Annotated in this window: 17 protein-coding genes; 10 read left to right on the top strand and 7 right to left on the bottom strand. The window is 43.3% G+C overall.

Annotated elements, in window-relative coordinates:
• The first annotated feature begins 3 nt into the window (after positions 1–3).
• Complete coding sequence (locus tag GKC25_RS08965) at positions 4–1,611, top strand: glycoside hydrolase family 43 protein (RefSeq protein WP_342689764.1); 1,608 nt, start codon at positions 4–6, stop codon at positions 1,609–1,611.
• Positions 1,612–1,655: 44 nt separating this feature from the next.
• On the opposite strand, the gene xylR is transcribed toward GKC25_RS08965, so the two are convergent.
• Positions 1,656–2,816, bottom strand: coding sequence for a transcriptional repressor XylR (xylR, locus tag GKC25_RS08960; RefSeq protein WP_342689763.1), 1,161 nt, complete (start codon positions 2,814–2,816; stop codon positions 1,656–1,658).
• A 213-nt stretch (positions 2,817–3,029) separates the two neighbouring features.
• Between xylR and xylA the strand changes: the two genes are divergently transcribed.
• From xylA to GKC25_RS08945, 3 genes are all read left to right on the top strand, one after another.
• Positions 3,030–4,367 carry a xylose isomerase gene (gene xylA / locus GKC25_RS08955; protein ID WP_060596530.1) on the top strand — a complete coding sequence of 446 codons (1,338 nt, stop codon included), beginning with the start codon at positions 3,030–3,032 and terminating at the stop codon, positions 4,365–4,367.
• A gap of 35 nt (positions 4,368–4,402) precedes the next feature.
• Complete coding sequence (xylB, locus tag GKC25_RS08950) at positions 4,403–5,902, top strand: xylulokinase (RefSeq protein ID WP_342689762.1); 1,500 nt, start codon at positions 4,403–4,405, stop codon at positions 5,900–5,902.
• An 88-nt stretch (positions 5,903–5,990) separates the two neighbouring features.
• A complete protein-coding gene (locus tag GKC25_RS08945; RefSeq protein WP_034660895.1) occupies positions 5,991–6,674 on the top strand; it encodes a glycoside hydrolase family 11 protein in 684 nt (227 codons plus the stop codon).
• A 46-nt stretch (positions 6,675–6,720) separates the two neighbouring features.
• Here GKC25_RS08945 and GKC25_RS08940 read toward each other — a convergent pair whose 3' ends face one another.
• Together GKC25_RS08940 and GKC25_RS08935 are read right to left on the bottom strand one after the other, a co-directional pair.
• Complete coding sequence (locus GKC25_RS08940) at positions 6,721–8,763, bottom strand: molybdopterin oxidoreductase family protein (RefSeq protein ID WP_187704553.1); 2,043 nt, start codon at positions 8,761–8,763, stop codon at positions 6,721–6,723.
• 128 nt (positions 8,764–8,891) lie between these two features.
• Positions 8,892–10,088, bottom strand: a complete 1,197-nt coding sequence (locus tag GKC25_RS08935; protein ID WP_034660894.1) for a cytochrome P450 — start codon at positions 10,086–10,088, stop codon at positions 8,892–8,894.
• Between the two features lie 470 nt (positions 10,089–10,558).
• Between GKC25_RS08935 and proC the strand changes: the two genes are divergently transcribed.
• The 3 genes from proC to GKC25_RS08920 are packed head-to-tail and all read left to right on the top strand — an operon-like array spanning position 10,559 to position 13,789.
• Positions 10,559–11,356 carry a pyrroline-5-carboxylate reductase gene (gene proC / locus GKC25_RS08930; RefSeq protein ID WP_370876239.1) on the top strand — a complete coding sequence of 266 codons (798 nt, stop codon included), beginning with the start codon at positions 10,559–10,561 and terminating at the stop codon, positions 11,354–11,356.
• Between the two features lie 27 nt (positions 11,357–11,383).
• Entirely contained in the window at positions 11,384–12,502 is a 1,119-nt protein-coding gene (proB, locus tag GKC25_RS08925) for a glutamate 5-kinase (protein ID WP_342689761.1), read from the top strand.
• Positions 12,503–12,520: 18 nt separating this feature from the next.
• The gene (locus GKC25_RS08920) at positions 12,521–13,789 is read left to right on the top strand and encodes a glutamate-5-semialdehyde dehydrogenase (RefSeq protein WP_095285270.1); all 1,269 of its coding nucleotides are present in this window, start codon (positions 12,521–12,523) and stop codon (positions 13,787–13,789) included.
• A gap of 63 nt (positions 13,790–13,852) precedes the next feature.
• Here GKC25_RS08920 and GKC25_RS08915 read toward each other — a convergent pair whose 3' ends face one another.
• Positions 13,853–14,422 carry a GNAT family N-acetyltransferase gene (locus GKC25_RS08915; protein WP_095285269.1) on the bottom strand — a complete coding sequence of 190 codons (570 nt, stop codon included), beginning with the start codon at positions 14,420–14,422 and terminating at the stop codon, positions 13,853–13,855.
• Between the two features lie 90 nt (positions 14,423–14,512).
• On the opposite strand from GKC25_RS08915, the gene GKC25_RS08910 reads away from it, so the two are divergent.
• Positions 14,513–15,334, top strand: a complete 822-nt coding sequence (locus tag GKC25_RS08910) for a MerR family transcriptional regulator (RefSeq protein WP_034660889.1) — start codon at positions 14,513–14,515, stop codon at positions 15,332–15,334.
• 49 nt (positions 15,335–15,383) lie between these two features.
• Here GKC25_RS08910 and GKC25_RS08905 read toward each other — a convergent pair whose 3' ends face one another.
• From GKC25_RS08905 to GKC25_RS08895, 3 genes are all read right to left on the bottom strand, one after another.
• Complete coding sequence (locus GKC25_RS08905; protein ID WP_034660888.1) at positions 15,384–17,213, bottom strand: ABC transporter ATP-binding protein; 1,830 nt, start codon at positions 17,211–17,213, stop codon at positions 15,384–15,386.
• Positions 17,210–18,943: an ABC transporter ATP-binding protein gene (locus GKC25_RS08900; RefSeq protein ID WP_034660887.1), complete on the bottom strand. Its 1,734-nt coding sequence runs from the start codon at positions 18,941–18,943 to the stop codon at positions 17,210–17,212. The genes GKC25_RS08905 and GKC25_RS08900 overlap by 4 nt, the downstream gene beginning before the upstream one ends.
• A 94-nt stretch (positions 18,944–19,037) precedes the next feature.
• The gene (locus GKC25_RS08895; RefSeq protein WP_034660886.1) at positions 19,038–19,940 is read right to left on the bottom strand and encodes a LysR family transcriptional regulator; all 903 of its coding nucleotides are present in this window, start codon (positions 19,938–19,940) and stop codon (positions 19,038–19,040) included.
• A gap of 153 nt (positions 19,941–20,093) precedes the next feature.
• Between GKC25_RS08895 and gltB the strand changes: the two genes are divergently transcribed.
• Both gltB and gltD read left to right on the top strand, forming a co-directional pair.
• Positions 20,094–24,665, top strand: coding sequence for a glutamate synthase large subunit (gltB, locus tag GKC25_RS08890; protein ID WP_342689970.1), 4,572 nt, complete (start codon positions 20,094–20,096; stop codon positions 24,663–24,665).
• A gap of 16 nt (positions 24,666–24,681) precedes the next feature.
• Positions 24,682–26,166, top strand: a complete 1,485-nt coding sequence (gene gltD, locus GKC25_RS08885) for a glutamate synthase small subunit (RefSeq protein ID WP_034660884.1) — start codon at positions 24,682–24,684, stop codon at positions 26,164–26,166.
• The last annotated feature ends 2 nt before the right edge of the window (positions 26,167–26,168 follow it).

The following is a 26,168-nucleotide window of genomic DNA, read 5'->3' as shown; positions in this document are numbered from 1 at the left end:
TGAATGAAAATTACCAATCCTGTGCTCAAAGGGTTTAACCCGGACCCAAGTATTTGCCGTGTAGGAGAAGATTATTACATGGCGGTCTCTACATTTGAATGGTTTCCAGGGGTGCAAATTTATCATTCGAGGGATTTAGTCCATTGGCGGCTTGCTGCGCGTCCTTTGCAAAAAACGTCGCAGCTGGACATGAAGGGGAATCCTGATTCTGGCGGAGTATGGGCACCGTGCCTAAGCTATGCAGATGGTCAGTTTTGGCTCATTTATTCAGATATCAAAGTAGTGGATGGTCCATTTAAAGATGGTCATAATTATTTGGTCACGGCAAGTGAAGTGGATGGTGATTGGAGTGAGCCGGTCCGTCTCAATAGCTCTGGCTTTGATCCTTCTTTATTTCATGACCAAAGCGGCAAGAAATACGTCTTAAATATGCTGTGGGATCATAGGGAAAAACACCATTCCTTTGCGGGTATTGCCCTGCAAGAATATAGCGTGTCGGAAAAGAAACTCATTGGTCAGCGGAAGGTCATTTTTAAAGGCACGCCGATAAAATTGACAGAAGCGCCGCATCTTTATCACATTGGTGATTACTATTATTTATTAACAGCAGAAGGAGGTACCCGGTACGAGCATGCGGCAACAATTGCCCGTTCCTCGCAGATTGAAGGGCCTTATGAGGTTCATCCTGATAACCCCATTTTAAGTGCTTTTCACGCACCTGAACATCCGCTTCAAAAATGCGGGCATGCTTCCATCGTTCAAACGCATACAAATGAATGGTATTTGGCTCATCTCACTGGCCGCCCCATTCAATCAAGCAAGGAATCTATTTTTCAACAGAGAGGGTGGTGTCCTTTAGGAAGAGAAACAGCGATTCAAAAGCTCGAATGGAAGGATGGCTGGCCGTATGTTGTGGGCGGAAAAGAGGGGGCGCTGGAGGTTGAAGCGCCAGCGATAAACGAAAAGGTTTTTGCTCCTACACACTATACAGTCGATGAATTTAAAGAATCAACGTTAAATAGACACTTCCAAACATTAAGAATCCCTTTTACTGATCAGATCGGTTCATTAACGGAAGAACCTCAGCATTTAAGGTTATACGGACAGGAATCACTAACATCTAAGTTTACTCAAGCTTTCGTTGCAAGGCGCTGGCAAAGCTTTTATTTTGAAGCAGAGACAGCTGTTTCGTTCTTTCCAGAGAATTTTCAGCAAGCTGCTGGTCTTGTGAATTATTATAATACGGAAAATTGGACAGCGCTTCAGGTGACATATGACGAGGAACTTGGCCGCATTCTTGAACTATCTGTCTGTCAAAACCTTTCCTTTTCTCAGCCGTTGACACAAAAAATCGTCATTCCAGAGGAGGTCACGTATGTGTATTTAAAAGTGACCGTTCAGAAAGAGACATATACCTATTCTTATTCTTTTGATCAAAGAGAATGGAAGGAAATTGATGTGTCATTTGAATCAAGCCATTTATCCGATGACTTCATTCGAGGAGGGGGATTTTTTACAGGGGCATTTGTCGGCATGCAGTGCCAGGATACAAGCGGCGAGCGTCTTCCTGCTGATTTCAACTATTTCCGTTATGAGGAAACAGATAAATAAAAAAGACAACACGCTAAGAGCTGTCTTTTTTATCTATGAACCTGTCATGGTGAGAGGGTGGCATCTTGCAGGAAAGCTTCAATGACTAAAGATGTCATCCCTAATACCGGTGCGTTGTGTCCTAATGACGAAGGAAGCAGCTCTACATGTGAACTGAATTGCGTATCCATCCTTGAGGATACCTCCTCTTGAATCACACGTAAAACCGTTGGCTGTGCTTCAATCACCTTGTTTCGTAAAATAATCGCTTGCGGGTTAAAGGTATGCAGGACGTTTGTGAGACCGACGCCAAGGTAAAAACCAAAGTTGCGCAGGGCATTGAGCGTTTTCATATCATTTAACGTCGCCAGCTGTTCCAAGTCTTGATGGGAGATGGGCTGATCATTTGTTTGAAGGGACTGAAACAAGGCTTTCTCAGATGCATACAGCTCCCAGCATCCACGGTTTCCGCAGCTGCATGTTGGTCCATTAAAGTCGATTGTCATATGTCCCATTTCACCAGAAAAGCCGAATGCGCCTCTGTATAAATGATGATTGATAATGATCCCGATTCCAATGCCAGTGCCGATGCTGGCATAGATCAAATGATCATAGTGTTTAGCAGCGCCAAAGATTTTTTCACCATATGCACCCGCGTTTGCTTCATTTTCAATGAAGACGGGTACTTGGAAAGCGTCTTGGAGCGTTGTTTTCAGGTCAACATTTTTCCATTTGGAATGAGGCGTAAACACGATTTGTTCATCGGTATCCACTAACCCAGGTATACATAGGCCAATACCTATGAGCCCGTATGGGGAAGAGGGGATTTGTGCCATCAACTGCTGTATTAATTCAATTAAAATGCGTATGGTCACATCAGGAGAGCTTGATGGGAGCTTGATCTGCTCTTCATGAAGAATGGACCCTTCGAGGTCGGTTAAAATGCCGTTGACATAATCAACGCCGACATCAATCCCGATGGAGCAGCCAGCACGTTTATTAAACATCAGTAAAACCGGTCTTCTCCCGCCGCTAGACTCACCTTGACCGATCTCATAGACGAGATGCTCTTTCATTAATGTACTTACTTGAGAGGAAACAGTCGATTTATTTAATCCAGTGCGTTCAGATAATTTTGCTCTGGAAATTGGCGCATGCTGGAGAATTTCTTTTAATAATAGCTTTTGATTTATTTTTTTCACAAAGTTCTGATCAGCAATATCCACGTTATCCACTCCATTTGTTTCGTCTTTAGATTAAGTTGAAAAAAAGCTGTTTTTGTTTGCCTGTATTCTGTAAGAAGGATGATTTTAACTTTATTATAACGAAAATATTTCTAAAAAACTAAAAAATATGGAAAATTCAAAGTGAATTGATCATCAATTGAACATTAGTTTGTTGAATCAACTTACTAAGTATATTCATAGGAGGAATAAAAGATGGCCAACTCAAATATGAAAACGTTACACAACTTAGAAGGAATCGGAAAAATACAATATGAAGGAAAACAATCAAAAAATCCACTCGCTTTTAAACACTATGATCCAAACGAAATGATTGGCGGAAAAACAATGAAAGATCACCTGCGCTTCTCAGTCGCTTATTGGCATACATTGACTGCAGATGGAACAGACATGTTTGGAACTGGCACGATGCAGAGAGCCTGGGACTCCTATAGCGGAATGGATTTAGCGAAAGCTAGATTGGAAGTGGCCTTTCAACTTTTTGATCTATTGGATGTTCCGTATTTTTCCTTCCATGACCGTGACATTGCACCGGAGGGAGATACGCTTCAAGAGACCAATCAACAATTAGACATCATTTTAGATAGAATGAAAGAATACATGCGGGATAGCGGAGTAAAGCTGCTCTGGAACACGGCCAATATGTTCAAGCATCCTAGATTTGTACACGGCGCAGCGACATCTTGTCATGCAGATGTCTTTGCCTATGCGGCCGCACAGGTGAAAAAAGGCATCGAAACAGCTAAAGAACTCGGCGCTGAAAACTACGTTTTCTGGGGAGGACGAGAAGGATACGATACTCTGCTGAATACAGATATGAAAAGAGAGCTTGACCACATGGCGTCGTTCTTGCATATGGCTGTTGATTATGCAAAGGAAATTGGGTACACTGGCCAATTTTTAATTGAGCCTAAGCCAAAGGAGCCAACCACTCATCAATACGATGCAGATGCAGCGACATCTATCGCCTTTTTAAAGCAATACGGATTAGATTCACATTTTAAATTGAATATCGAGGCCAATCACGCGACGCTTGCCGGTCATACGTTTGAGCATGAATTACGAGTAGCAAGAATACATGGATTGCTCGGTTCTGTGGATGCGAACCAAGGGAATACGCTGCTCGGCTGGGACACTGATGAATTTCCAACAGATTTATATGCCACAACTCTTGCCATGTATGAAATTCTGCAAAATGGCGGACTAGGAACTGGTGGTCTCAATTTTGATGCAAAAGTTAGAAGAGCTTCTTTTGAGCTTGAAGATATTTTGTATGCCCATATTGCGGGTATGGATGCATTCGCAAAAGGACTGCGGGTCGCTCATAGACTCATAGAAGATCGTGTGTTTGAAGATGTGATAAAGCACAGGTATCGCAGTTTTTCTGAAGGGATTGGCCGTGACATTTCAGAAGGAAAGGCAAACTTTCATACATTAGAAGAGTATGCGCTCAAACACCCTTTGATCAGAAACGAATCGGGAAGAGAGGAACAGTTGAAAGCCCGGTTAAATCAATATTTGTTAGAAGATTGATTGAAGGAGCGGACCTGTTTTGAAGGAGTGAAGACATGAAGTATGTGATGGGAATTGATCTTGGAACGAGCGGAGTCAAAGCAATATTAGTAGATGAGAATGGAAAGGTGTGCTGCGAGGCCTCTAAGTCTTACCGCCTCATTCAAGATAGACCTGGATATTGTGAGCAGAACCCAGAGGATTGGGTTGAGCAAACAGTGGCTGCGATGAAAGAACTGATGGCAAGACAGCCTGTTCATTCAAAGAAAGTAGAAGGCATCAGCTTTTCTGGACAGATGCATGGTCTGGTTCTTTTAAATGAATCCCGCAAGGTACTCCGCCCTGCGATTTTATGGAATGATACACGAACGACAGCGCAATGTACACGCATCACAAAAAAGCTGGGGGAACGGCTGCAAAAGATCACGAAAAATCAGGCGCTAGAAGGATTTACACTGCCAAAATTATTATGGGTAAAGGAACATGAACCAGAAATTGATCAACAAATCGACATGTTTTTACTCCCGAAAGATTATGTCAGATTTCGTTTAACAGGGTCTGTTCATATCGATTATTCTGATGCGGCTGGCACATTGCTGTTAGATATTGGAGAGCAAAAGTGGAGTGAAGAGATTTGTCAGGCATTTGATATTCCTCCTCATATTTGTCCGCCGCTTGTCTCATCAGAGGAAGAGGTCGGTACACTATTGCCGCACATTGCACGTGAGGCGGGGATCGAAGAGGGTGCAAAAGTCTTTGCTGGCGGGGCAGACAATGCTTGCGGAGCAATTGGAGCTGGCATTTTATCCTCTGGCCGCACGTTATGCAGCATTGGCACATCTGGCGTCATTCTCTCTTACGAAGAGGATCATGAAAGAGCGCTTCAAGGAAACTTGCATTTGTTTCATCATGCAAAAAAAGACGCTTTTTACACAATGGGTGTCACCCTTTCAGCAGGATATAGCCTTAACTGGGTAAAACACTTACTGGCTCCAGAGGAATCGTTCCAATCGCTTTTAGAGGGTGCGGTTGATGTCGCGCCAGGAGCGAAAGGATTGCTCTTTACGCCATATTTAGTCGGGGAGAGAACACCTCATGCGGATTCTACCGTTCGTGGAAGCTTGATTGGATTAGACAGCAGACATGAAAGGACACATATCGTAAGGGCTGTGCTAGAAGGGATTACCTTCTCGTTAAATGAATCCATCGCCTTATTCCGGCAAGCAGGGAAACACATAGATTCTATTGTCTCCATTGGGGGCGGCGCGAGAAGCCGGACATGGCTTCAAATGCAAGCAGACATTTTTCAGGCTGAGGTCATCCAGTTAGACAATGAACAAGGGCCTGCTTTAGGTGCAGCTATGCTGGCCGCCGTTGGCTGCGGATGGTGTCCGTCGCTTGAGGCATGTGCAGATCAGTTTATTCATCAAGCTGCTGTCTATGAGCCAGAGCAGCAGCATGCAAGTATATATGCTGATCTATTTCATCTGTATCAAAAGATCTATACACAAACAAGAGACATCCATGCCGGGTTAGAACAATACCGTTCTGTCTAGCAAGAAAGGTTACATGAAAGGAGGTGATGGGCTCGTTTCATCTTAGAGAAGGCAGAATAATATGATGAAAAAAGGAGAGGGATGAAAAATGAATTTGAAAAGATTGAGGCTGTTGTTTGTGATGTGTATTGGATTTGTGCTGACACTGACTGCTGTACCAGCTCATGCGGAAACGATTTATGATAATAGAATAGGCACACACAGCGGATACGATTTTGAATTATGGAAGGATTACGGAAATACCTCAATGACACTCAATAATGGCGGAGCATTTAGCGCACAATGGAACAATATTGGAAATGCTTTGTTTCGAAAAGGGAAGAAGTTTGATTCCACTAAAACTCATCATCAACTTGGCAACATCTCCATCAATTACAACGCAGCCTTTAACCCGGGCGGGAATTCCTACTTATGTGTCTATGGCTGGACACAATCTCCATTAGCTGAATACTACATTGTTGAGTCATGGGGCACCTATCGCCCAACAGGAACGTATAAAGGATCATTTTATGCCGATGGAGGCACATATGACATTTATGAAACGCTACGTGTCAACCAGCCTTCTATTATTGGGGACGCTACCTTTAAGCAATATTGGAGTGTACGTCAAACAAAACGTACGAGCGGAACTGTATCCGTCAGTGAGCATTTCAGAAAATGGGAAAGCCTAGGTATGCCAATGGGGAAAATGTATGAAACAGCATTAACTGTAGAAGGCTACCGAAGCAATGGAAGTGCAAATGTGATGACCAACCAGCTGATTATTCGATAAAACCAAATGAAAAAAAGCCAGCAGTTTTTGCTGGCTTTTCTTCTGTCTATGATAATTTTTCAACTTCCACTCTGCCAGAAAAGAACGTCGCGCCGCCGCCCATATCTGCCAAGCGATCTGGTGTTAATCCATTGACTAAATGTTTTTTGCCTTTTTGATCTGCCCATAATCCTTGACTGACCACAACACCAGATAATACATTTTGACCGACTGATACGACCAGCTCACATTCTCCTCGATCATTCAGCACACGCACCATGTCACCATCTTCAATCTGTCTTGCCTTTGCATCTTGTTCATTCATATGAAGCTTAGGAAATTTCTCAAGCTTTTGATGCTTTTCATGAAGTGAGAAGGTTGAGTTAAGAAAATTATGATTCGGACCTGGTATAAAGGTAAGCGGATATTCACTTTCCTGATAAAGGGGCATATAGGTTGGTAGTGCTGGATAGCCGTCTTTTTTCATTTGTTCAGAATAAAGCTCAATTTTCCCGCTTGGAGTAGAGAGCTTTAAGTCTTGGAAAGGTCCTCGTTTTGCTTTGATCCATTTCTTTTCTTTTAATGCTTCGTACGAAATGTCCTCATAATGCGGATTTTCCGGATGGTGAAGGGCTTGTTCCATGAGCTCCGCATCTGTCTCGCGGAAGGCTTCATCTTCAAAGCCCATCGCATGGGCTAACAGGCGGAACACTTCCGTATTGGATTTACTTTCTCCATAGCGTTCAATCACCGGCTCTTGAATTTGAATATAATGGTGCCAGTATGATGTATAGAAATCCTCATTTTCAAAAGCGGATGTTGCCGGCAGGACAATGTCTGCATACGCAGCTGTCTCTGTCAGAAATAGGTCATGAACCACTGTAAATAAGTCCTCTCTCAGCAAACCTTCTCTTACTTTATTTGCTTCAGGTGTCACAACGGCTGGGTTGCACGAGTAGACAAAGAGTGAATCAATGGAAGGCGCTGCATTCGTCAGCACACTGCCTAGCTGATTCATATTAAATGATCTTGGCGTGCGTTCCTTTAACAGATCCGGCCGCTGAAGAGCGGTTTCATTATAACTGAGAAAAGAAGAGTTTGATTTCATCGCACCGCCGCCCTTGTAGAGCCATTGACCAGTCAGAGCAGGGAGGCAGGAAATGGTTCGAATACTCATCCCGCCATTATCATGGTGCTGCAAACCATTGCCAATGCGAATGAGAGATGGCGATGTCTCTGCGTACATTCTCGCAAGTGTAAGGATGTCCTCTTTAGAAACCCCAGTGATACCCTCAACGGTGTCTGGATCATACTGCTTCACATGCTCGCGCAGCTCTTTATGACCGGTTGTATATTCCTCTAAAAAGGCTTCATCTGTCAGTCCTTCTTTAAAAAGGACATGCATGATGCCAAGGGCAAGTGCGCTGTCAGTACCAGGTCGAAGCGGAATAAACCAATCTGCCATCCGTCCGGTTTGGTTCTTGTGAACATCAATCACGACAATCTTTGCTCCTTGCTTTCGCGCTTTTTGTGCGAGGGTGATTTGGTGCATATTGGTCGACACAGCATTGATGCCCCAAAAGATAAATAGTTTCGTATGAATGGTGTCTTCTGGGTCTGTCCCGATGCTTGCACCCATTGTATATTTATAGCCAGTCGTTCCTGCTGACTGACAGATGGTCCGGTCTAACTGACTTGAACCAAGACGATAGAAAAAGCGGCGGTCCATGCCTTCTGCATTCAGATTGCCCATGTTCCCATAAAAGCTGTAAGGCAGAATACTTTCTGGACCTTTTTCTTCAACCAGCTTTGTCCATTTTTGACGAATGGTTTCAATGGCTTCTTCCCACGTAATCGGTGCAAATTGACCATCGCCTTTGCGTCCAACACGTTTCAAAGGAGTGGTCAGCCGTTTTTCATCATATAAACGGGCTGTGACATTCCGCACCTTGTTGCATATGTTGCCTTGGGTAACTGGGTGGTCTGGATCTCCCTGCACTTTTACGATCTTTCCATTTTCTTTATGTATCAAAAGACCGCACTGATCCGGGCAATCTAACGAACAAACTGATTTGAATATTCCGTCTTTCATTGCTGTATAATCGGTCATGAATTTTTGGCTCCCTTTCTGCATTCCGTTATCACTTTGTATGGACTTTATTTTAGCATGTTCGGAGATGGAAGGTAAGAAAGAGATGATGAATTGAAGAAAATGAAAAAGCCCCTCAAAAGGGACTTTTAAAAACGGGTGACCTGTACAGGAAATTCTTTTACCCCAAAAACAAATGTGCTTTGAATGGGTTTTAGCTGATCTGCCGCACAGGTGATGTCTTGAAACGTCTGGAGTAAAACCTCAAGGGCAATGTTGCTCTCAAGGCGGGCTAGCGGTGCACCGAGACAAAAATGAATGCCAAAGCCAAAGCTCATATGCGGATTTGATTTCCGGTCAAGGCGGAACGTATCTGGATCGTCAAATTTCTGTTCATCGCGATTTGCAGAAGCGACCCAGCTAATGAGATAGTCACCTTTTTCAATTTTTGAGCCTGCAATCTCCACATCCTCGGCCGCGATTCGCCCAATGGCTTGAACAGGCGGGTAATAGCGTAACGTTTCCTCGGTCAATTGAGGAATAAGAGAGAGGTCCTGCCGTACTGCTTCGGCGATATGCGGCTGCTCTGTAAGCAGTCGTACTGCATTTGTAATTAAATTGGTCGTTGTCTCATTACCAGCAACAAGTAATAGAATACAAAAGCCAAGCAGTTCATTCTCGGTTAAACGCTCACCATCGATTTCCGCTTGAATGAGAAGTGAGATCAGGTCATCAGCAGGGGAGTCTTTTCGTTTTTGGATTAAGTGAGCAAAATAAGAGGACAGCTCTTCCTCTGCGCGTTTCTGCATATCGACAACTGCCTGAATGGCTTCTTTTGATTCATCCTTAGCACCTGCCACTAGGGCATCAGAATGTTTCTTAATCAGTTCTCTATCTTTTACCTCTGCACCGAGAAGCTCAGCAATAATCATCACAGGCAGGGGAGCTGCTAGATCTTGCACGATATCAAACGTACGTTGATCCTTGACTTGTTGCAGCAGGTCATGTGTCAGGTCTTTAATCTTACCTTCTAATTGCTTGATCGCTTTTGGCGTGAATGCTTTATTCACGAGTGCTCTCATCTTTGTATGTTTTGGAGGGTCCATTGTTAAAATACTCGTTTTCGAGGTGCTTCTTCCTCGCTGTGATGAGAACACTTTCGGCTGCTTGAGAACAGACTGGATATCCGCATATCGAAAGAGATCCCAGCACTTTCTTGTTTCATCATATCTCATATCACTCTGCGCACGTAGCTCATTGTAAATAGGGAATGGGAAAAGAAGGTCATCGGTAGAACGGATTTCTTTCATTGGAATGACATTGACATAGTTTTCTTTCACTTTCATTATGAACGCTCCTTTTTCACTTGGTTTCTCTTTCACCGTATCACCAGTAAAATGTCATTTCAACGGACATGTTTTCTAAAATATGTCAATAGTCTAATCGGAAGATTCAAGCACATTCATCGTATAGGAAAATAGAAAGTCATTAAAAATGATAGCGCTTTCTAAAAAATAGAATTGAAGTCACCGAATCAAAAATAAAATGGGGAATTCAGTCGAAAGAAAGGGTACTATGATGCAAATACGAATAGTTCTTTTGATCTAATTTGTTGTTTCGTAAAAGCGCAGTCAGCATACATATAGCAAGCGGTTCGCTATACAATCGGGACTTTTGAAAAGCACTAGCTCTTTCTTGACACGATTTCTCATCATGTTACGATAACTAACGTGTGAAAAACACGAACAAAAAGCGAACAAGGGAGAGGATCCATATCATTGATCAAAAGAAAGTTGCTTTCATTGGAGCAGGTTCTATGGCGGAAGGAATGATTGCAGGGATTGTGCGATCAGGACAGATGCCGCTAGGCCAAATTTACGCAACAAACAGACAAAATCAACATCGATTGAATGAACTAACGAAACGATACGGAATACAAACAGCCACAATGGATTCTTTTCCTTTTGAAGAAATGGATATGTTGATCCTGGCCATGAAGCCAAAGGATGCTGAAACAGCACTTGAATCGTTAAAACCTCATATTCAGAGAGACCAGCTGATCATGTCTGTCCTTGCAGGCGTTAAGCAATCATATATTGAAGATATGCTGCATGAAGGGCAGCCTGTTATGAGGGTGATGCCCAATACGTCAAGTACGATCGGGGCTTCAGCGACCGCTTTATGTGCTGGACGTTATGTGAAAGACGACCATATCAGCATGAGTCAGGCTCTTTTATCTGAAATGGGCGAAGTCTATACCATTCAGGAAGAGCAAATGGATATTTTCACTGGAATTGCCGGAAGCGGCCCAGCCTATTTTTATTTCTTAATGGAGAGAATCGAAGAAGCGGGAGAAGAAGCAGGTTTATCTAAGGAATTGTCTCGCCAAATCGGTACGCAGACACTTCTCGGTGCAGCGAAAATGCTGCAAGAAACAGAAGAAGACCCTTCTACTCTAAGAGAGAAAATTACGTCACCAAATGGAACAACGGCTGCTGGATTGAATGCATTAGATGATTTTGGCGGTGGAGAAGCGATCAAGCAGGCCGTCAAACATGCTGCTAATCGATCAAAAGAGATCAGCAATCAGCAAAAACAAAAAGTATCTATATAAATAGAGCTCAGGTAAAGGAGTGATAAGGTGTACGCAGATAAAGAGAGAAAACGAATTGTTGTGAAAATCGGAAGCAGCTCTCTTACTAGCTTTCAAGGGGAGATTAGTTTAAAAAAACTAGAAAACCTCGTCAATCAAATTGTGAAACTCAAAGATGCAGGACACGAAGTCATTTTGGTTTCATCTGGTGCGGTTGCAGCTGGTTACCGAAAACTAGGATTTATCGATAGACCCAAAACACTGCCGGAAAAACAGGCATCTGCCTCAATTGGGCAAGGCCTTTTAATGGAATCATATTCTACTTTATTTTTATCACACGGTTATATTGCCTCACAGCTTTTAATCACAAGAAGTGATTTTTCCGATGAAACACGCTATCAAAATGTGCGCAACACGATGAATGTGTTATTAGATCGAGGCATCATTCCAATTATTAATGAAAATGACACAGTGACGATCAATCGGCTGAAGTTCGGAGATAACGATACATTGTCTGCAAAAGTAGCTGGATTGATTGATGCGGATTTCCTTGCCATTTTATCTGATATTGATGGCTTGTATGAAGATAACCCGCATACAAACCCAAATGCAAAGAGAATTCTTGAAGTCACAGACATCACAGAAGACATCGAAGCAGCGGCTGGAGATGCAGGCAGCAGTGTGGGCACAGGCGGAATGAAATCAAAGCTCGATGCGTTTAAAATTTCCATGGCCGCTGGCATCAATGGCTTTTTAGGAAAAGCGGATACGCCTCACATTTTAGATAAAGCGATCAATGGGACAGAGGACGGCACTTATTTTACGGCTGATGAAAATTTAGCTCCGCTGAATTACAAGAAGCAGTGGATTGCCTTTCATTCTGGACCAAAAGGCGAGATCGTTGTTCAAAAAAAATCACAGGAGCACCTCATGCACCGCGAGAAATGCCTTGATTCCGATGGCATTGTCAATGTAAAGGGTTCGTTTAAAAAAGGCGATGTCGTCCGTATTTTAGATCAAGATGGAAGAGAAATAGGGCTTGGTATTGTGAATTATCCATCTGATGAACTTGCACTGAACAGTGACTCGTTACAGGATGAAGTGGTTCATGTCGTCGATCTTGAAGCGTTTGTTTGTCATTTAGATTTATCGATACCAGTTTGCTAACCAAAAGGGAGGAATTCCATGACACTGACAGCTGAAGTTGTCACATCGGTCAAAGAAAAAGCAAAAAAAGCAAAGCACGTTTCAAAAAAACTAGGTTTACTTCATACAGAGGATAAAAACGAGGCGCTGCTTAAACTAGCAGAAGCGTTAGAACAAAAAAGCACCTTCATTTTACAGGAGAACCAAAAGGATGTAGATGCCGGGAAGGAAAAGGGCTTCTCAGAGGCACTCTTGGATCGTTTAATGTTAAATGAAGAAAGAATTCATGAGTTTGCTGAAAGTTTGCGGCTTGTGACGAGATTAACAGATCCTGTTGGAGAAATATTGGATGAATGGACTCTTGAAAACGGCTTGCACGTGAAAAGCCGAAGAGTACCGCTCGGCGTGATCGGGATGATCTATGAAGCGAGACCGAACGTCACTGTCGATGCAGCAGGGCTTGCCCTCAAGGCAGGTAACGCAGTGATTTTAAAAGGCGGTTCCTCCGCTATTTCTTCCAACAAAGCCATTGTCCGTGTCATTCATGAAGCATTGGATCAAACAAAGATCCCGCGTGATGCGGTGCAATTGATTGAACAAACAGACCGTTCATCGGTTCAAGCGATGTTCCATCTGAAAGATTGGATCGATGTCTTAATTCCGCGAGGGGGAGCTTCTTTAATCAAAACAGTGGTTGAACAATCCACCATTCCCGTCCTTGAAACAGGGACAGGAAACTGCCATGTCTTTATTGATCAAACAGCCAATGTAAAAAAAGCCATTGAGATTGTCATCAATGCAAAAACGAATCGTCCGGCTGTATGTAATGCACTTGAGACGCTGATCATCCATCGTGATTGGCTGAAAGAGAATGCTGCATCATTGAATGAAGCTCTGCTGGAGCACCATGTCACTGTACATGGTGACGAGGCAGCACTGTCTCATTTTTCAAACGCCATTCCTGCTGAGGAAGTGGACTGGGCAGATGAGTATTTAAGTCTTGATCTTGCAGTAAAGGTAGTCGATTCAATCGAGGAAGCCATACACCATATTGATCAGTACGGTACAAAACATTCAGAAGCCATCGTGACAGAAGATGAAAAGCAGGCACTCACGTTTTTAAACGCAGTCGATGCGGCGGCGGTTTATCATAACGCATCTACCCGCTTTACAGACGGCGGCGCACTTGGATACGGGGCTGAAATTGGCATCTCCACTCAAAAACTGCATGCAAGAGGTCCGATGGGACTTCCTGCACTCACGACAACGAAGCTGCTTCTATCTGGCGATGGCCAGATTAGAGGCTAGAAGAGATGCAAAAAACACTACCTTTTTTATAGGGTAGTGTTTTTTAGTGTATGATGAAGATTTTCATTTGTTAGAGCAAGTTTTCTTCATGACTTTCTCAAATTTAAAGAATTCAAATTCCTCAGGTGCTGATGGCTCATTTTCTTGATCATCTGCATGAGGTGCGTTCGGATCTGGATGTTTCATGTGATAAAATTCAACAATTTGAAAGCCGCACTTATTGACATAAAAATGAATGTTGCGTTTTTCAAAATACGGAGTCACAACCTCCCATACCATCGTTTCTGGATATTGCGCCTCAATGGCTTTCCATGCTGCCTGACCAATGCCTTTTCCGTGTGAGGATGAAGAGATGTATAATAGGTCAACTGAGTTGTGATGGGTCTCTTTGTTGATTTTAATGACAACTCCGCCTGCCTTTTCACCATTTAGCTTAATATGATAAACAATGTGTTCATTTGATTGAAAAGATTCATCAATCACTTCATCTGGAGGAATCGGTCCATCATGCGCATCGCCAAATGCGTCGATCACGCCAGCTGTAAAAGCTTTCTGCAGCTCTTTTTTCATAAAAGGGAAATCCTCTTTATTTGCAATTTCTAATGTCACTTCATGTTGAGTTATGTTGTTCATGTTTTTATCCTTTCCCAGCGTAGTGGTGGTTCTGCATGTTATCATGATAAAGGGTGGAGTAACTCCATAGTCAAGAGAGGAGCCTTAATCATGATCAATGATGTGCAAAAAACGTTTTTCACTGGAGAATTTGCCAAGCTATTTGATGTAAAAAAAGATACCCTGTTTTATTACGATAAAATTGATTTATTTAAGCCAGCTGGTGTCCATGAAAATGGGTACCGTTACTATACACTCGAGCAATTTGATCATTTTATAGCGATTCAATCCCTTCGAGCTGTTCAATTTCCGATAAAAGAGTTAAAACAATATTTTACAGAGCCTTCCCGCGAAAGGCTTCAAAGCCTAGCAGCCGAACAAGTAGAAAAGGTCAAACAAGAGATTGAAAAACTTCAAGATATCCAGTCTTTTCTTATGCGGGTGATGGAGACGACGCAAGAACTATCATCTATAAAAATAGGAGAGGTTCTGTTTCAAGAGATGCCAGAAGAACCTGTTGTATTAAGTGCATCGAACCCAATTGACATGAATACATCCGTAGAAGAAATATCACGTATTGTTGGAAAATTTCTAAAGGGAATTGGTATAAAAGGTGCTGCGGCAAATGGTGCTGTCTTAAAAAAGGAGCAGTTTCTTCAGCGTCACTATCATCAGTCAGATCAGCTGTTTTGCCGAATGGAAGCGCCAGGAGCAGTTAAAAAACCTGCGGGCCTCTATGCTGTGATGTATGATCAAGGATCATATGAGGAGATTGAGTCTGCTTATTCGCGCTTGTTAGATGAAATCGAGAAAGAGGAAATGATGCTGGATGGAGATGTATTTGAGGAGTATTTGCTTCATTCACTCATGTCTAAAGATGAAGCAGAGTATATAACGAAACTCAGTGTAAAAGTGAAAAAGCGAGCTGATTAACAAAAAAGAGGATAGACCGCATGGGCGCGTGTCTATCCTCTCTTTATATTTAACCCACTTGATTCTCCGAAAATTGGCTCATATATAAGTCTGCATAAAAGCCTTTTTGTTTCAAGAGTTCACTGTGCGTTCCTTTTTCAATGATGGTGCCATCTTTCATGACTAGAATAAGGTCTGCATCCTTGATCGTCGACAGCCTGTGTGCAATGACGAAGCTCGTTCTGCCTTTCATCAATTCATTCATCGCTTTTTGAATGTGCATCTCTGTCCGTGTATCCACACTGCTCGTCGCTTCATCTAATATCAAGATCTTTGGATCAGATAAAATCGCACGGGCGATGGTTAACAGCTGGCGCTGACCTTGGGACAGATTGCCGGCATCTTCTGTTAAGAGTGTGTCATATCCGTCTGGTAGTGTGCGGATGAAGTCATCAGCATAAGCATGTTTGGCGGCTTTGATGACATCCTCTTTTGAGACGTTCTGCCTGCCATAGGCAATATTGTCGTGAATCGTTCCTTCAAAAAGCCACGTATCCTGAAGAACCATCGCAAATAAGTCGCGTACTTGCTGACGGCTGAGGTCAGTTGTTTTGACGCCGCCGATGCGGATAGAGCCTTGATCTAATTCATAGAAACGCATTAAAAGATTGATGATGGTTGTTTTTCCAGCGCCTGTTGGCCCGACAATAGCAACCGTTTGTCCTTCTTTTACATCTAAAGTCAAATCTTTAATAATCGGATGGTCTTTTTCATACCCAAATTGAACTTGTTCAAAGCTCACATCGCCTGAAAGTGATTCAAGATCAATTGCTGCATCTTCCTCGGCACTTTCTTCTTCCTCATCGAGGATTTCAAATACCCTTTCAGCAGAAGCAATCGCTGATTGAACCAAGTTGGCGACGCTTGATGCCTGCACGAGCGGTTGAGACATTTGCTGCGTGTATTGGATAAACGCCTGCACATCTCCGACACGAATATTCCCATTAATGACAAGAATACCGCCGGCTACACTGACTGCCACATAGCCAAGGTTCCCGATAAACGTCATCAATGGCATCATTAAACCAGAAATGAACTGCGCTTTCCTTGATGATTCATACAGCTGTTCGTTTAATTGATCAAACGTATCAATCGCTTTCTTTTCGTAGCCATACGCACGAACCGTTTGATGCCCTGAGAACATTTCATTAATATGTCCGTTGATCATCCCGAGCTCTTTTTGCTGCGCTTTAAAATGCTTTTGAGAAAATGACGTAATGCCGCGAATCGCAAACAGGCTGAGCGGCAGCGTTAAACAAACAAGCAAGGTCAATAGCGGACTAATCAATAGCATCATGACGACAATCCCAATGACCGTAATGACAGATGTAATCACTTGGGTGAGTGCCTGCTGAAGCGATGTATTAATATTATCGATATCATTCATCACACGGCTCAGCGTGTCCCCATGGGTTGTTTTATCAAAATACCGAAGGGGGAGACGTGTGAGCTTGTCATTTGCTTCTTGCCGTAATTCAGCAATGGTCTGTTGGGAGACACCCGCCATCACATATTGCTGAACGAATGAAAAGAGAGAGGCAATGACATATAGCGCGACAAGCAGTAATAAAATACGTGAAATGACATCAAATTGAACAGCTGTTCCTTGAGTAAAGCTGTCAAACAGGGAAGAGGTGGCATCCCCTAGCAGCTTTGGACTAATGACGTTAAAGACGGTTGAACCGACCGCTGCAATGAAGACAATGATCAATTGAATTTTCCTCGGTTTTAAATAACCAATCAAACGAAGCAGTGTTTTCTTAAATTCCTTCGGTTTTGTGACAGGTCCTCTAGGGTGGCCGCCTTTATGGCCCATGCCGGAAGACATTTTCTTACTCATCCTCGCTCCACCTCCTGACCTTCCTGGGATGCAACAATCTCTTGATAGACAAGATTGTCCTTCAGTAATTGTTCATGTGTTCCGATACCTGCGATTTTCCCATCATCTAGTACGATGATTTTATCACTATGCTTCACTGTGCTGATTCTTTGCGCCACAATGATGAGGGCTGCATGCGCTTTTTCAGCTTCTAATGATGCCCGAAGCTTCGCATCTGTTTTGTAATCAAGTGCTGAGAAACTATCGTCAAACAGATAGAATGACGGCTTTCTCACTAGCGCTCTTGCAATAGAAAGACGCTGCTTTTGACCGCCAGATAGATTCGATCCACCCTGGTCAATTTCCGCATTGATTCCGCCATCTTTTTGCAAAACAAATTCTTCTGCCTGCGCCGTTCGCAGCGCTTGCCAGACGTCCTCATCGCTTGCATCCTGCCTGCCAAAACGCACATTATCGGCAATGGTGCCGCTAAATAAAACCGCTTTTTGAGAGACATAGCCCATCTGGCTTCTTAGTTTCTCCTGAGGCAGCTCTCTAATGTCTACACCATCTAGTGTAATCCGGCCATCTGTTGCTTCATAAAAGCGTGTCATCAGCTGGAGAAGAGTGGTTTTCCCAGAACCTGTACTTCCGATAATAGCTGTCGTTTCGCCAGTTTTGGCTTCAAACGTAATGTCTTGAACTGCCGGTTTCTCAGCATTTGAGTAATAAAATGACACATCTTCAAAACGAATGGATTGGGCTGGCGCGCGCAGGTCAATAACAGTTCCTTCATTGTCTTTAATCTTCGGTTCCATGTTTAACACTTCGTTCATGCGTTTAGCTGATGCTTGTGCTCTTGGAACCATAATAAAGCTCATCGACAGCATAATAAGTGCCATTAAAATCATCATCGCATATTGAATGAAAGCAATGAGATTCCCAACTTCCATCTCTCCGGCATCAATTCGGTTTGCACCTAGCCAGACAATGCCGATATTCGTGAAGTTCATGATGATCAGCATAAATGGAAACAAGTAAGCCATTAATCGGTTGACTCTAAGGCCAGTATCCTTGTAGGATGTGTTGGCTTCTTGAAAACGCTCCTTTTCATCATCTACACGGTTAAAAGCACGAATGACCCGGATGCCTGAAAGAGATTCTCGCATAATTAAATTCAGCCGGTCTGTTTTCTTCTGAAGCTGGCCGAATAATGGAATGGCTTTTCTCGATACCAAATAGATAAATCCGCCAAGAAGGGGAAGAGCTGCTAAAAAAATGAGAGACAGGACAGCATCTCGGGATACAGCCAAAATAATTCCGCCCACAAGCATGAGCGGTGCTCTCGTCATCATTTGTAAAATCATGATCGTGACATCTTGGACTTGTTTCACATCATTTGTTGATCTTGTAATAAAGGAAGACGTCCCGATCCTTTGAAATTCTTCTAGTGAAAATTGTTCGACATGCACAAACAGCTGTCTTCTCATATCACGCCCGAAGCCAAGTGCAGTCTTTGATGACAAGTAAGACTTCCAGATCGTGAGCAAGATGGCAAGTAAAGAACAGGCCACCATCCAGCCGCCAACCTTCCATATGTAAGCAATATCTCCTTGGACGATTCCGACATCGACGATATCTGCCGTAAGCGTCGGTAAATACAGCTGGAGCATGCTGCTTAAAAAGGTGAGGATAACAATGGACACAACGGACAGCCGATACGGCTTTAAAAACGATAAAATTGATTTCATACGAATACCTTTCTTCCATATAGTGTGTTGTTCTGTAACCCATCATATACAAAGAGGGATTATTTCCACAAATGAAATGTCCTGTTTTAATAAATTATTTATATTGTTCAATTTTAGAAAAGAAATCCTTCACAAACACATAAAAATCATGGGCAGAAGGAGACATTTCTCGTGACTTAGACGCAATAATTCCAACAGTTCTTCTCACTTGCGGAAAATCGATCGGAATTTTCGCTGTAAATCGCGGTGTGGTTTCATAAAAGGCGCTTTCGGGTAATAAGGTAACGCCCATACCCGCTGATACAAGACCTTTAATGGCGTCTAAATCCTCTCCTTCAGATGAAATGGTTGGCTTATAGCCTGCCTGCTTGCAAGCATCAACTGCAATTTGTCTCAGCACATACCCTTCAGGAAATAACACGAAATGATCCTTTCTTAAATCACTTAAATGAATACTCTTTTGTCCGCTAAAGGGGTGGCTAACCGGCAAAAGGGCATAAATGCTTTCTGAAAACAAAATATTTCCTTCTATTTGAGGATCGTTTGTCGGTACGGGTCCTAAAAAGGCGAGATCAATATCCCGATTTTTTACAGCTTCAATGAGAAATTTATATGATCCTTGACGAAGTAAAAAATCGACCTCTGGATATTCCTGCTTAAAGGCGGAAATGACTGAAGGAAGCACTTGGCTTGCTAGACTTGTAGGAAAGCCGATATTCACCGTTCCTTTGTGCGGATCTAAGTATTCATCAATTTGCTCTTTCGCATAATCAATGGCTTTTAGTGCCGTTCTGACATGATCTAAAAATTGTCTGCCGATTTTCGTTAATTTGATATTTCGGCCTTCTCGTTCGAATAAGGCCACTCCAAGTTCTTCTTCTAAATTCGCAATCTGCCGGCTGATAGCAGATTGGGCGACATGTAAGTTTTCAGCCGCTTCTGACACGTGCTCACGGTCTGCGACTTCTACAAAATAACGCAACTGACGAAGCTCCATTTTTACACTTCACACCCATCTATCTCAAAAAGAGATTGTTTTCATCTAAATTATATATTGTTTATATTAATTTGAAAACTTAAAATAAGTTACAGAGTTTGTGAGATTTTATGACTGTGAAAAAACGGATCTTTTAAACGGGGGAGAGAAACGATGACTTATAATCAACTACCACAACCACAAGGTCTCTACCGTCCTGAATTTGAACATGATGCATGTGGAATCGGACTGTACGCTCATTTAAAAGGGGAAGCGACACACAGCATCGTCAAAAAGGGATTACAAATGCTTTGCCAGCTTGATCACCGCGGCGGGCAAGGCAGTGATCCGTATACAGGTGATGGTGCCGGCTTAATGGTACAGCTGCCAGACGCTTTCTTTAGAAAAAGCTGCAAAGACTTTGCACTTCCTGAAAAGGGCCGTTACGGGGTAGGAATGGTCTTCTTTTCAAAAGAGGATGACGAGAAAACGCGTCAAGCCATCGAGCAAAAAATCAACGGATTCATTAAACAAGAAGGTCAAACATTAATTGGCTGGAGAACAGTCCCTGTCGATGCCGGGAAAATTGGTACTGTCGCAGCGAAGAGCTGTCCGGTTGTGAGGCAAGTCTTTATTGGGGCAAACGACAACATCACAGATCGTTTGTCATTTGAAAGAAAATTATATGTCATTCGTAAGCAGGCTGAGAACTGGGGAACAGCAGAGGAAAAGCAATTTTACTTTGTCAGCTTGTCGAGTCAAACCATTGTATACAAGGGGCTTTTAACATCAGATCAAGTCGATGCTTTTTATCTTGATCTTCAGGATGAAACATTTGTTTCTGCATTTTCACTTGTTCATTCAAGATTTAGTACAAATACATTTCCTACATGGGAAAGAGCCCATCCAAACCGTTACTTGATTCACAACGGTGAAATCAACACATTAAGAGGAAACATCAATTGGATGAGAGCAAGAGAACAACAATTCGTATCTGAAGCTTTCGGAGACGATTTAGACAAGATTTTGCCAGTGCTGAATGCAGACGGAAGTGATTCATCCATTCTAGACAATGCCTTTGAATTCTTTGTGCTTGCAGGCCGTACACCTGCTCATACAGCCATGATGCTGATTCCAGAGCCTTGGACTGAAAACACGCACATGTCAAAAGAGAAACGGGCATTTTATGAATACCATAGTTCTCTCATGGAGCCGTGGGATGGACCAACAGCCATTTCCTTTACAGATGGTAAACAAATCGGTGCCATCTTAGACCGAAACGGATTAAGACCGGCAAGATATTACGTCACAAATGATGATCATATCATTTTCTCTTCTGAGGTCGGCGTGATCGACACAAATGAAGAGGATGTCAAATACAAAGACCGTCTTGAGCCGGGCAAAATGCTGTTAATCGATTTAGAAGAAGGACGAATTATTTCTGACGAAGAAGTGAAATCCACGATTGCGAATGAACTTCCTTATCAAAAATGGCTTGATGAAGAAATGGTTCATGTCAATCGCTCGGAAGAAAATTCAGAAAATTCTAGTATAATGGATGATTTATTGACTCGTCAGCGTGCGTTCCATTATACGTACGAAGACATTCAAAAATATTTAATTCCTTTACTAGAAGAAGGTAAGGACCCAATCGGTTCAATGGGAAGCGACACACCGCTTGTTGTGTTATCAGATCGTGCGCAGTCTCTGTTTCATTATTTCAAGCAGTTGTTTGCACAGGTGACGAACCCGCCGATTGATGCCATTCGTGAGCAGCTTGTGACATCAACCATGACTTGGTTAGGTGCTGAAGGAGATATTCTACATCCGAATGAATATTCATGCCGAAGAATTAAACTTTATACACCGGTCTTAACGAGTGGACAATTTAACGGCTTGAAAACGATTGTTCATAATGCCTTTAAAAGCAAAACGATTCATACTCTATTCACCGATGATTTAAAGCGCGGATTGGATGCGATGTTTGAAGAGGCGGAAAAAGCGATCCGCGAAGGCGTATCTTTATTAATCCTTTCAGATCGTGAAATGACAGACCAAAAAGTGCCGATTCCACCGCTTCTAGCGCTCAGTGCACTGCATCAGCATCTTGTACGCCAAGGCTTACGGACAAAGGTTAGTCTGATCGTTGAATCTGGAGAAGTCAGAGAGGTCCATCATTTTGCTGCACTGATTGGCTACGGAGCAGATGCGGTCCATCCTTATCTTGTGTATGAAACGTACAAACAGTTGATTGCAGAAGAAGCGATCTCTTTCAGCTTTGATGAAGCGGTCACAAAGTTTGGTAAAAGCGTGACCGAAGGTGTCGTCAAAGTCATGTCTAAAGTGGGAATTTCCACTGTGCAAAGCTATAGAGGAGCGCAAATCTTTGAAGCCGTCGGCATTAGTGAAGACGTCATTCAGGCGTATTTCACGGGAACAGCTTCTCAGCTTGGCGGGATCGATCTTGAGACCATTGCACATGAGGCAAAACTCCGTCATGAAACAGGGTATCAGGCAGCGACTGACCAAACACTCGAATCAGGCAGTGATTTCCAGTGGAGAAAAAATGGAGAGCACCATGCCTTTAATCCAAAAACGATCCATACGCTTCAGTGGGCATGCCGCAATGAAGATTACGATCTATTTAAGCAATATACAAAGGCAGCGGACGAAGAAAGAATCGGCTTCCTTAGAAATTTATTTTCTTTCCAGCCAAAACAAAAACCAGTTCGTCTGGAAGAAGTTGAATCTGCTGAATCCATCGTGCGCCGATTCAAGACAGGTGCCATGTCATTTGGATCTTTAAGTAAAGAAGCGCACGAAGCGCTTGCGATTGCCATGAACCGAATTGGCGGTAAAAGTAACAGCGGAGAAGGCGGAGAAGATCCTGCACGCTTTACAGTTGATGAACGCGGCGATGATCGCAGAAGTGCGATTAAACAAATTGCTTCCGGCCGCTTTGGCGTAAAGAGTCATTATTTGGTCAATGCAGATGAACTCCAAATTAAAATGGCGCAGGGAGCAAAACCTGGAGAAGGCGGACAGCTGCCAGGAAATAAAGTATACCCATGGGTTGCCGATGTACGTGGCTCTACACCAGGCGTCGGATTGATTTCACCACCGCCGCATCATGATATTTATTCCATCGAGGATTTGGCGCAGCTGATCCATGATTTGAAAAACGCGAACCGTGATGCCCGCATCAGCGTCAAGCTTGTGTCTAAAGCCGGCGTTGGGACGATTGCAGCAGGTGTAGCAAAAGGGACGGCGGATGTCATTGTAATCAGTGGATACGATGGCGGCACAGGAGCTTCGCCGAAAACGAGTATTAAACACACAGGACTTCCTTGGGAGCTCGGTTTGGCAGAAGCACATCAAACCCTTGTGTTAAATGGTCTTCGCGAGAGAGTCGTTCTTGAAACGGACGGCAAGTTAATGACTGGACGCGATGTTGTCATGGCTGCGATTTTAGGAGCAGAAGAATACGGCTTTGCGACAGCTCCACTTGTCGTATTGGGCTGTGTGATGATGAGAGCATGTCATTTAGATACTTGCCCAGTCGGCGTCGCTACACAGAATCCAGAGCTTCGCAAAAAATTCATGGGGAACCCTGATCACATTGTGAATTTCATGATGTTTATTGCAGAGGAAGTAAGAGAAATCTTAGCGGAACTTGGCTTTACATCAATGGATGAATTAATTGGACGCACGGATGTTCTAGGAGTCAGTGAACGAGCAAAAGCACACTGGAAAGCAGGGCAGCTAGACCTTGAAACACTGCTTTATCAGCCAGAAGGAGCTCGTACATTCAGAACACCGCAAAATCATAAAATTGATGAATCACTGGATATGAATGAAATCCTCCCTTATGTACAGGAAGCGCTGAATCATCAAACACCGGTTGATCTATCATTGAATATTCGCAATATCAATCGTGTGGCCGGAACCATTACTGGAAGTGAAGTGTCTAAGCGCTACGGGGAAGAAGGCTTGCCAGAGGATACGATCACACTAAGGTTCACTGGTTCCGCAGGACAAAGCTTCGGCGCATTTGTGCCAAAGGGCATGTCTCTCTATTTAACAGGTGATTCAAATGACTATATCGGCAAAGGACTCTCTGGAGGCAAAATTGCGGTCAAAACCTCTGATCACTTTGTACAAAATGGACATGAAAACGTCATTGTCGGAAACGTCGCATTCTACGGAGCGACAAGCGGAAAAGCCTTTATTAACGGTCGTGCAGGTGAGCGCTTTGCCGTTCGTAATTCAGGTGTGCATGTGGTCGTTGAAGGAATCGGTGATCACGGCTGTGAATACATGACTGGCGGACGTGTCGTCATTTTAGGAGACGTCGGAAAAAACTTCGGCGCAGGCATGTCTGGCGGCGTAGCTTACGTCCATACATCCGATGCGAAACAGTTCAAAAGAATGTGCAACATGGAAATGATCATGTTTGAAAAGCTCACAGATCATGAAGAAGAACAAGAAGTGAAACAGCTGATTAAAGAGCACCTTCATTATACAAACAGCTCAAAAGCGTCAGCACTTCTCGAAAACTGGGCGCAAGAAAAGGATCAATTCATCAAGGTTATTCCGAGAAATTACAAAATGATGCTTCAAAGCATTGAAGAACAAAAACAAGCGGGCCTCAGTCATGAAGAAGCTGTCATGTTCGCCTTTGAAGCAAACACTAAACCGAAAAATCAAGAAACGGCAAACGGGCAAAAAGCAGCCCTCGCTCATTAAGAAAGGGGAGAGGACAATGGGCAAAGCAACAGGTTTTATGGATTATAAAAGAGAAAAGCCAAATGAACGTGACCCTCTCACTCGTCAAAATGACTGGAAAGAATATTCCGCTCCTTATACAGATGACGTATTGAAGAAGCAGGGCGCTAGATGTATGGATTGCGGCACACCGTTTTGTCAAATTGGGATGGAGATCAGGGGCGGCGTCTCAGGCTGCCCGATCTACAATTTAATTCCAGAATGGAATGACCTTGTGTACCGCGGGAGATGGAAAGAAGCTCTCGAAAGACTGCAAAAAACAAATAATTTCCCAGAATTTACTGGGAGAGTATGTCCAGCACCTTGCGAAGGGTCATGTACAGTTGCCATCAATGATCCAGCCGTTTCGATTAAAAATATCGAACGGACGATCATTGATAAAGGCTTTGAAAATGGATGGATCACACCAAGAATTCCTTCAAGCCGTACAGGCAAGAAGATTGCCATTGTCGGCTCAGGGCCAGCAGGACTTGCAAGTGCGGATCAATTAAACCAAGCAGGCCACGCCGTAACAGTGTTCGAACGGTCTGACCGCCTTGGCGGGCTGCTGACATACGGCATTCCAAACATGAAGCTGGACAAAGAAGTGGTGGAGCGAAGAGTCAAACTGTTGAGACAAGAAGGCATTGATTTTGTAACGAACACAGAAATCGGCGTGGATGTCACTGCCGACGAACTGAAAGAACAGTTTGATGCGGTCATCCTTTGTACAGGTGCACAGAAGCAGCGTGACCTGTTGATTGAAGGCCGGGAAGCTAAAGGGATTCACCTTGCGATGGATTATTTAACCCTCGCAACAAAAAGCATGCTTGATTCAGGATTTAAAGACAAAAACTTCATTGATGCAAAAGGAAAAGACGTCATTGTCATTGGCGGGGGAGATACAGGTGCGGATTGCGTCGCAACTGCACTTCGCCAAAAAGCAAAAAGTGTTGTTCAGTTCGGGAAGCACCCAAAACTTCCGGATACACGTGTAGGGGATAACATGTGGCCTGAACAGCCTTACGTCTTCTCACTGGATTATGCTTATGAAGAAGCACAAGCAAAATTCGGAGAAGATCCGCGTCAATATTCCATTCAAACCACAAAAATTGTGGCAGACAAAAATGGGAAATTAAAAGAGCTTCATACCATTCAAATGGAAAAGGTGAAAAACGAACAGGGGAAGTTTGAATTTCATGAGATTCCAGGGACAGAAAAGGTATGGCCTGCTCAGCTAGTCTTTATTGCAATTGGTTTTGAGGGAACTGAACAGCCACTCGTGAAACACTTTGGCGTGGACAGCAAAAACAATCGCATTGACGCAAAGTATGGGGAGTATACAACAAATGTAGAAGGCGTATTTGCAGCGGGAGATGCAAGACGCGGGCAAAGCTTGATTGTCTGGGCGATTAATGAAGGCAGACAAGTGGCGCACGAGGTAGACCGTTATTTAATGGGGAGTTCGGTTCTGCCAAAATAGGT

This window comes from Bacillus pumilus (genome assembly GCF_038738535.1).
Classification (GTDB): domain Bacteria; phylum Bacillota; class Bacilli; order Bacillales; family Bacillaceae; genus Bacillus.
This window is presented reverse-complemented; position numbering and strand designations above follow the sequence as displayed.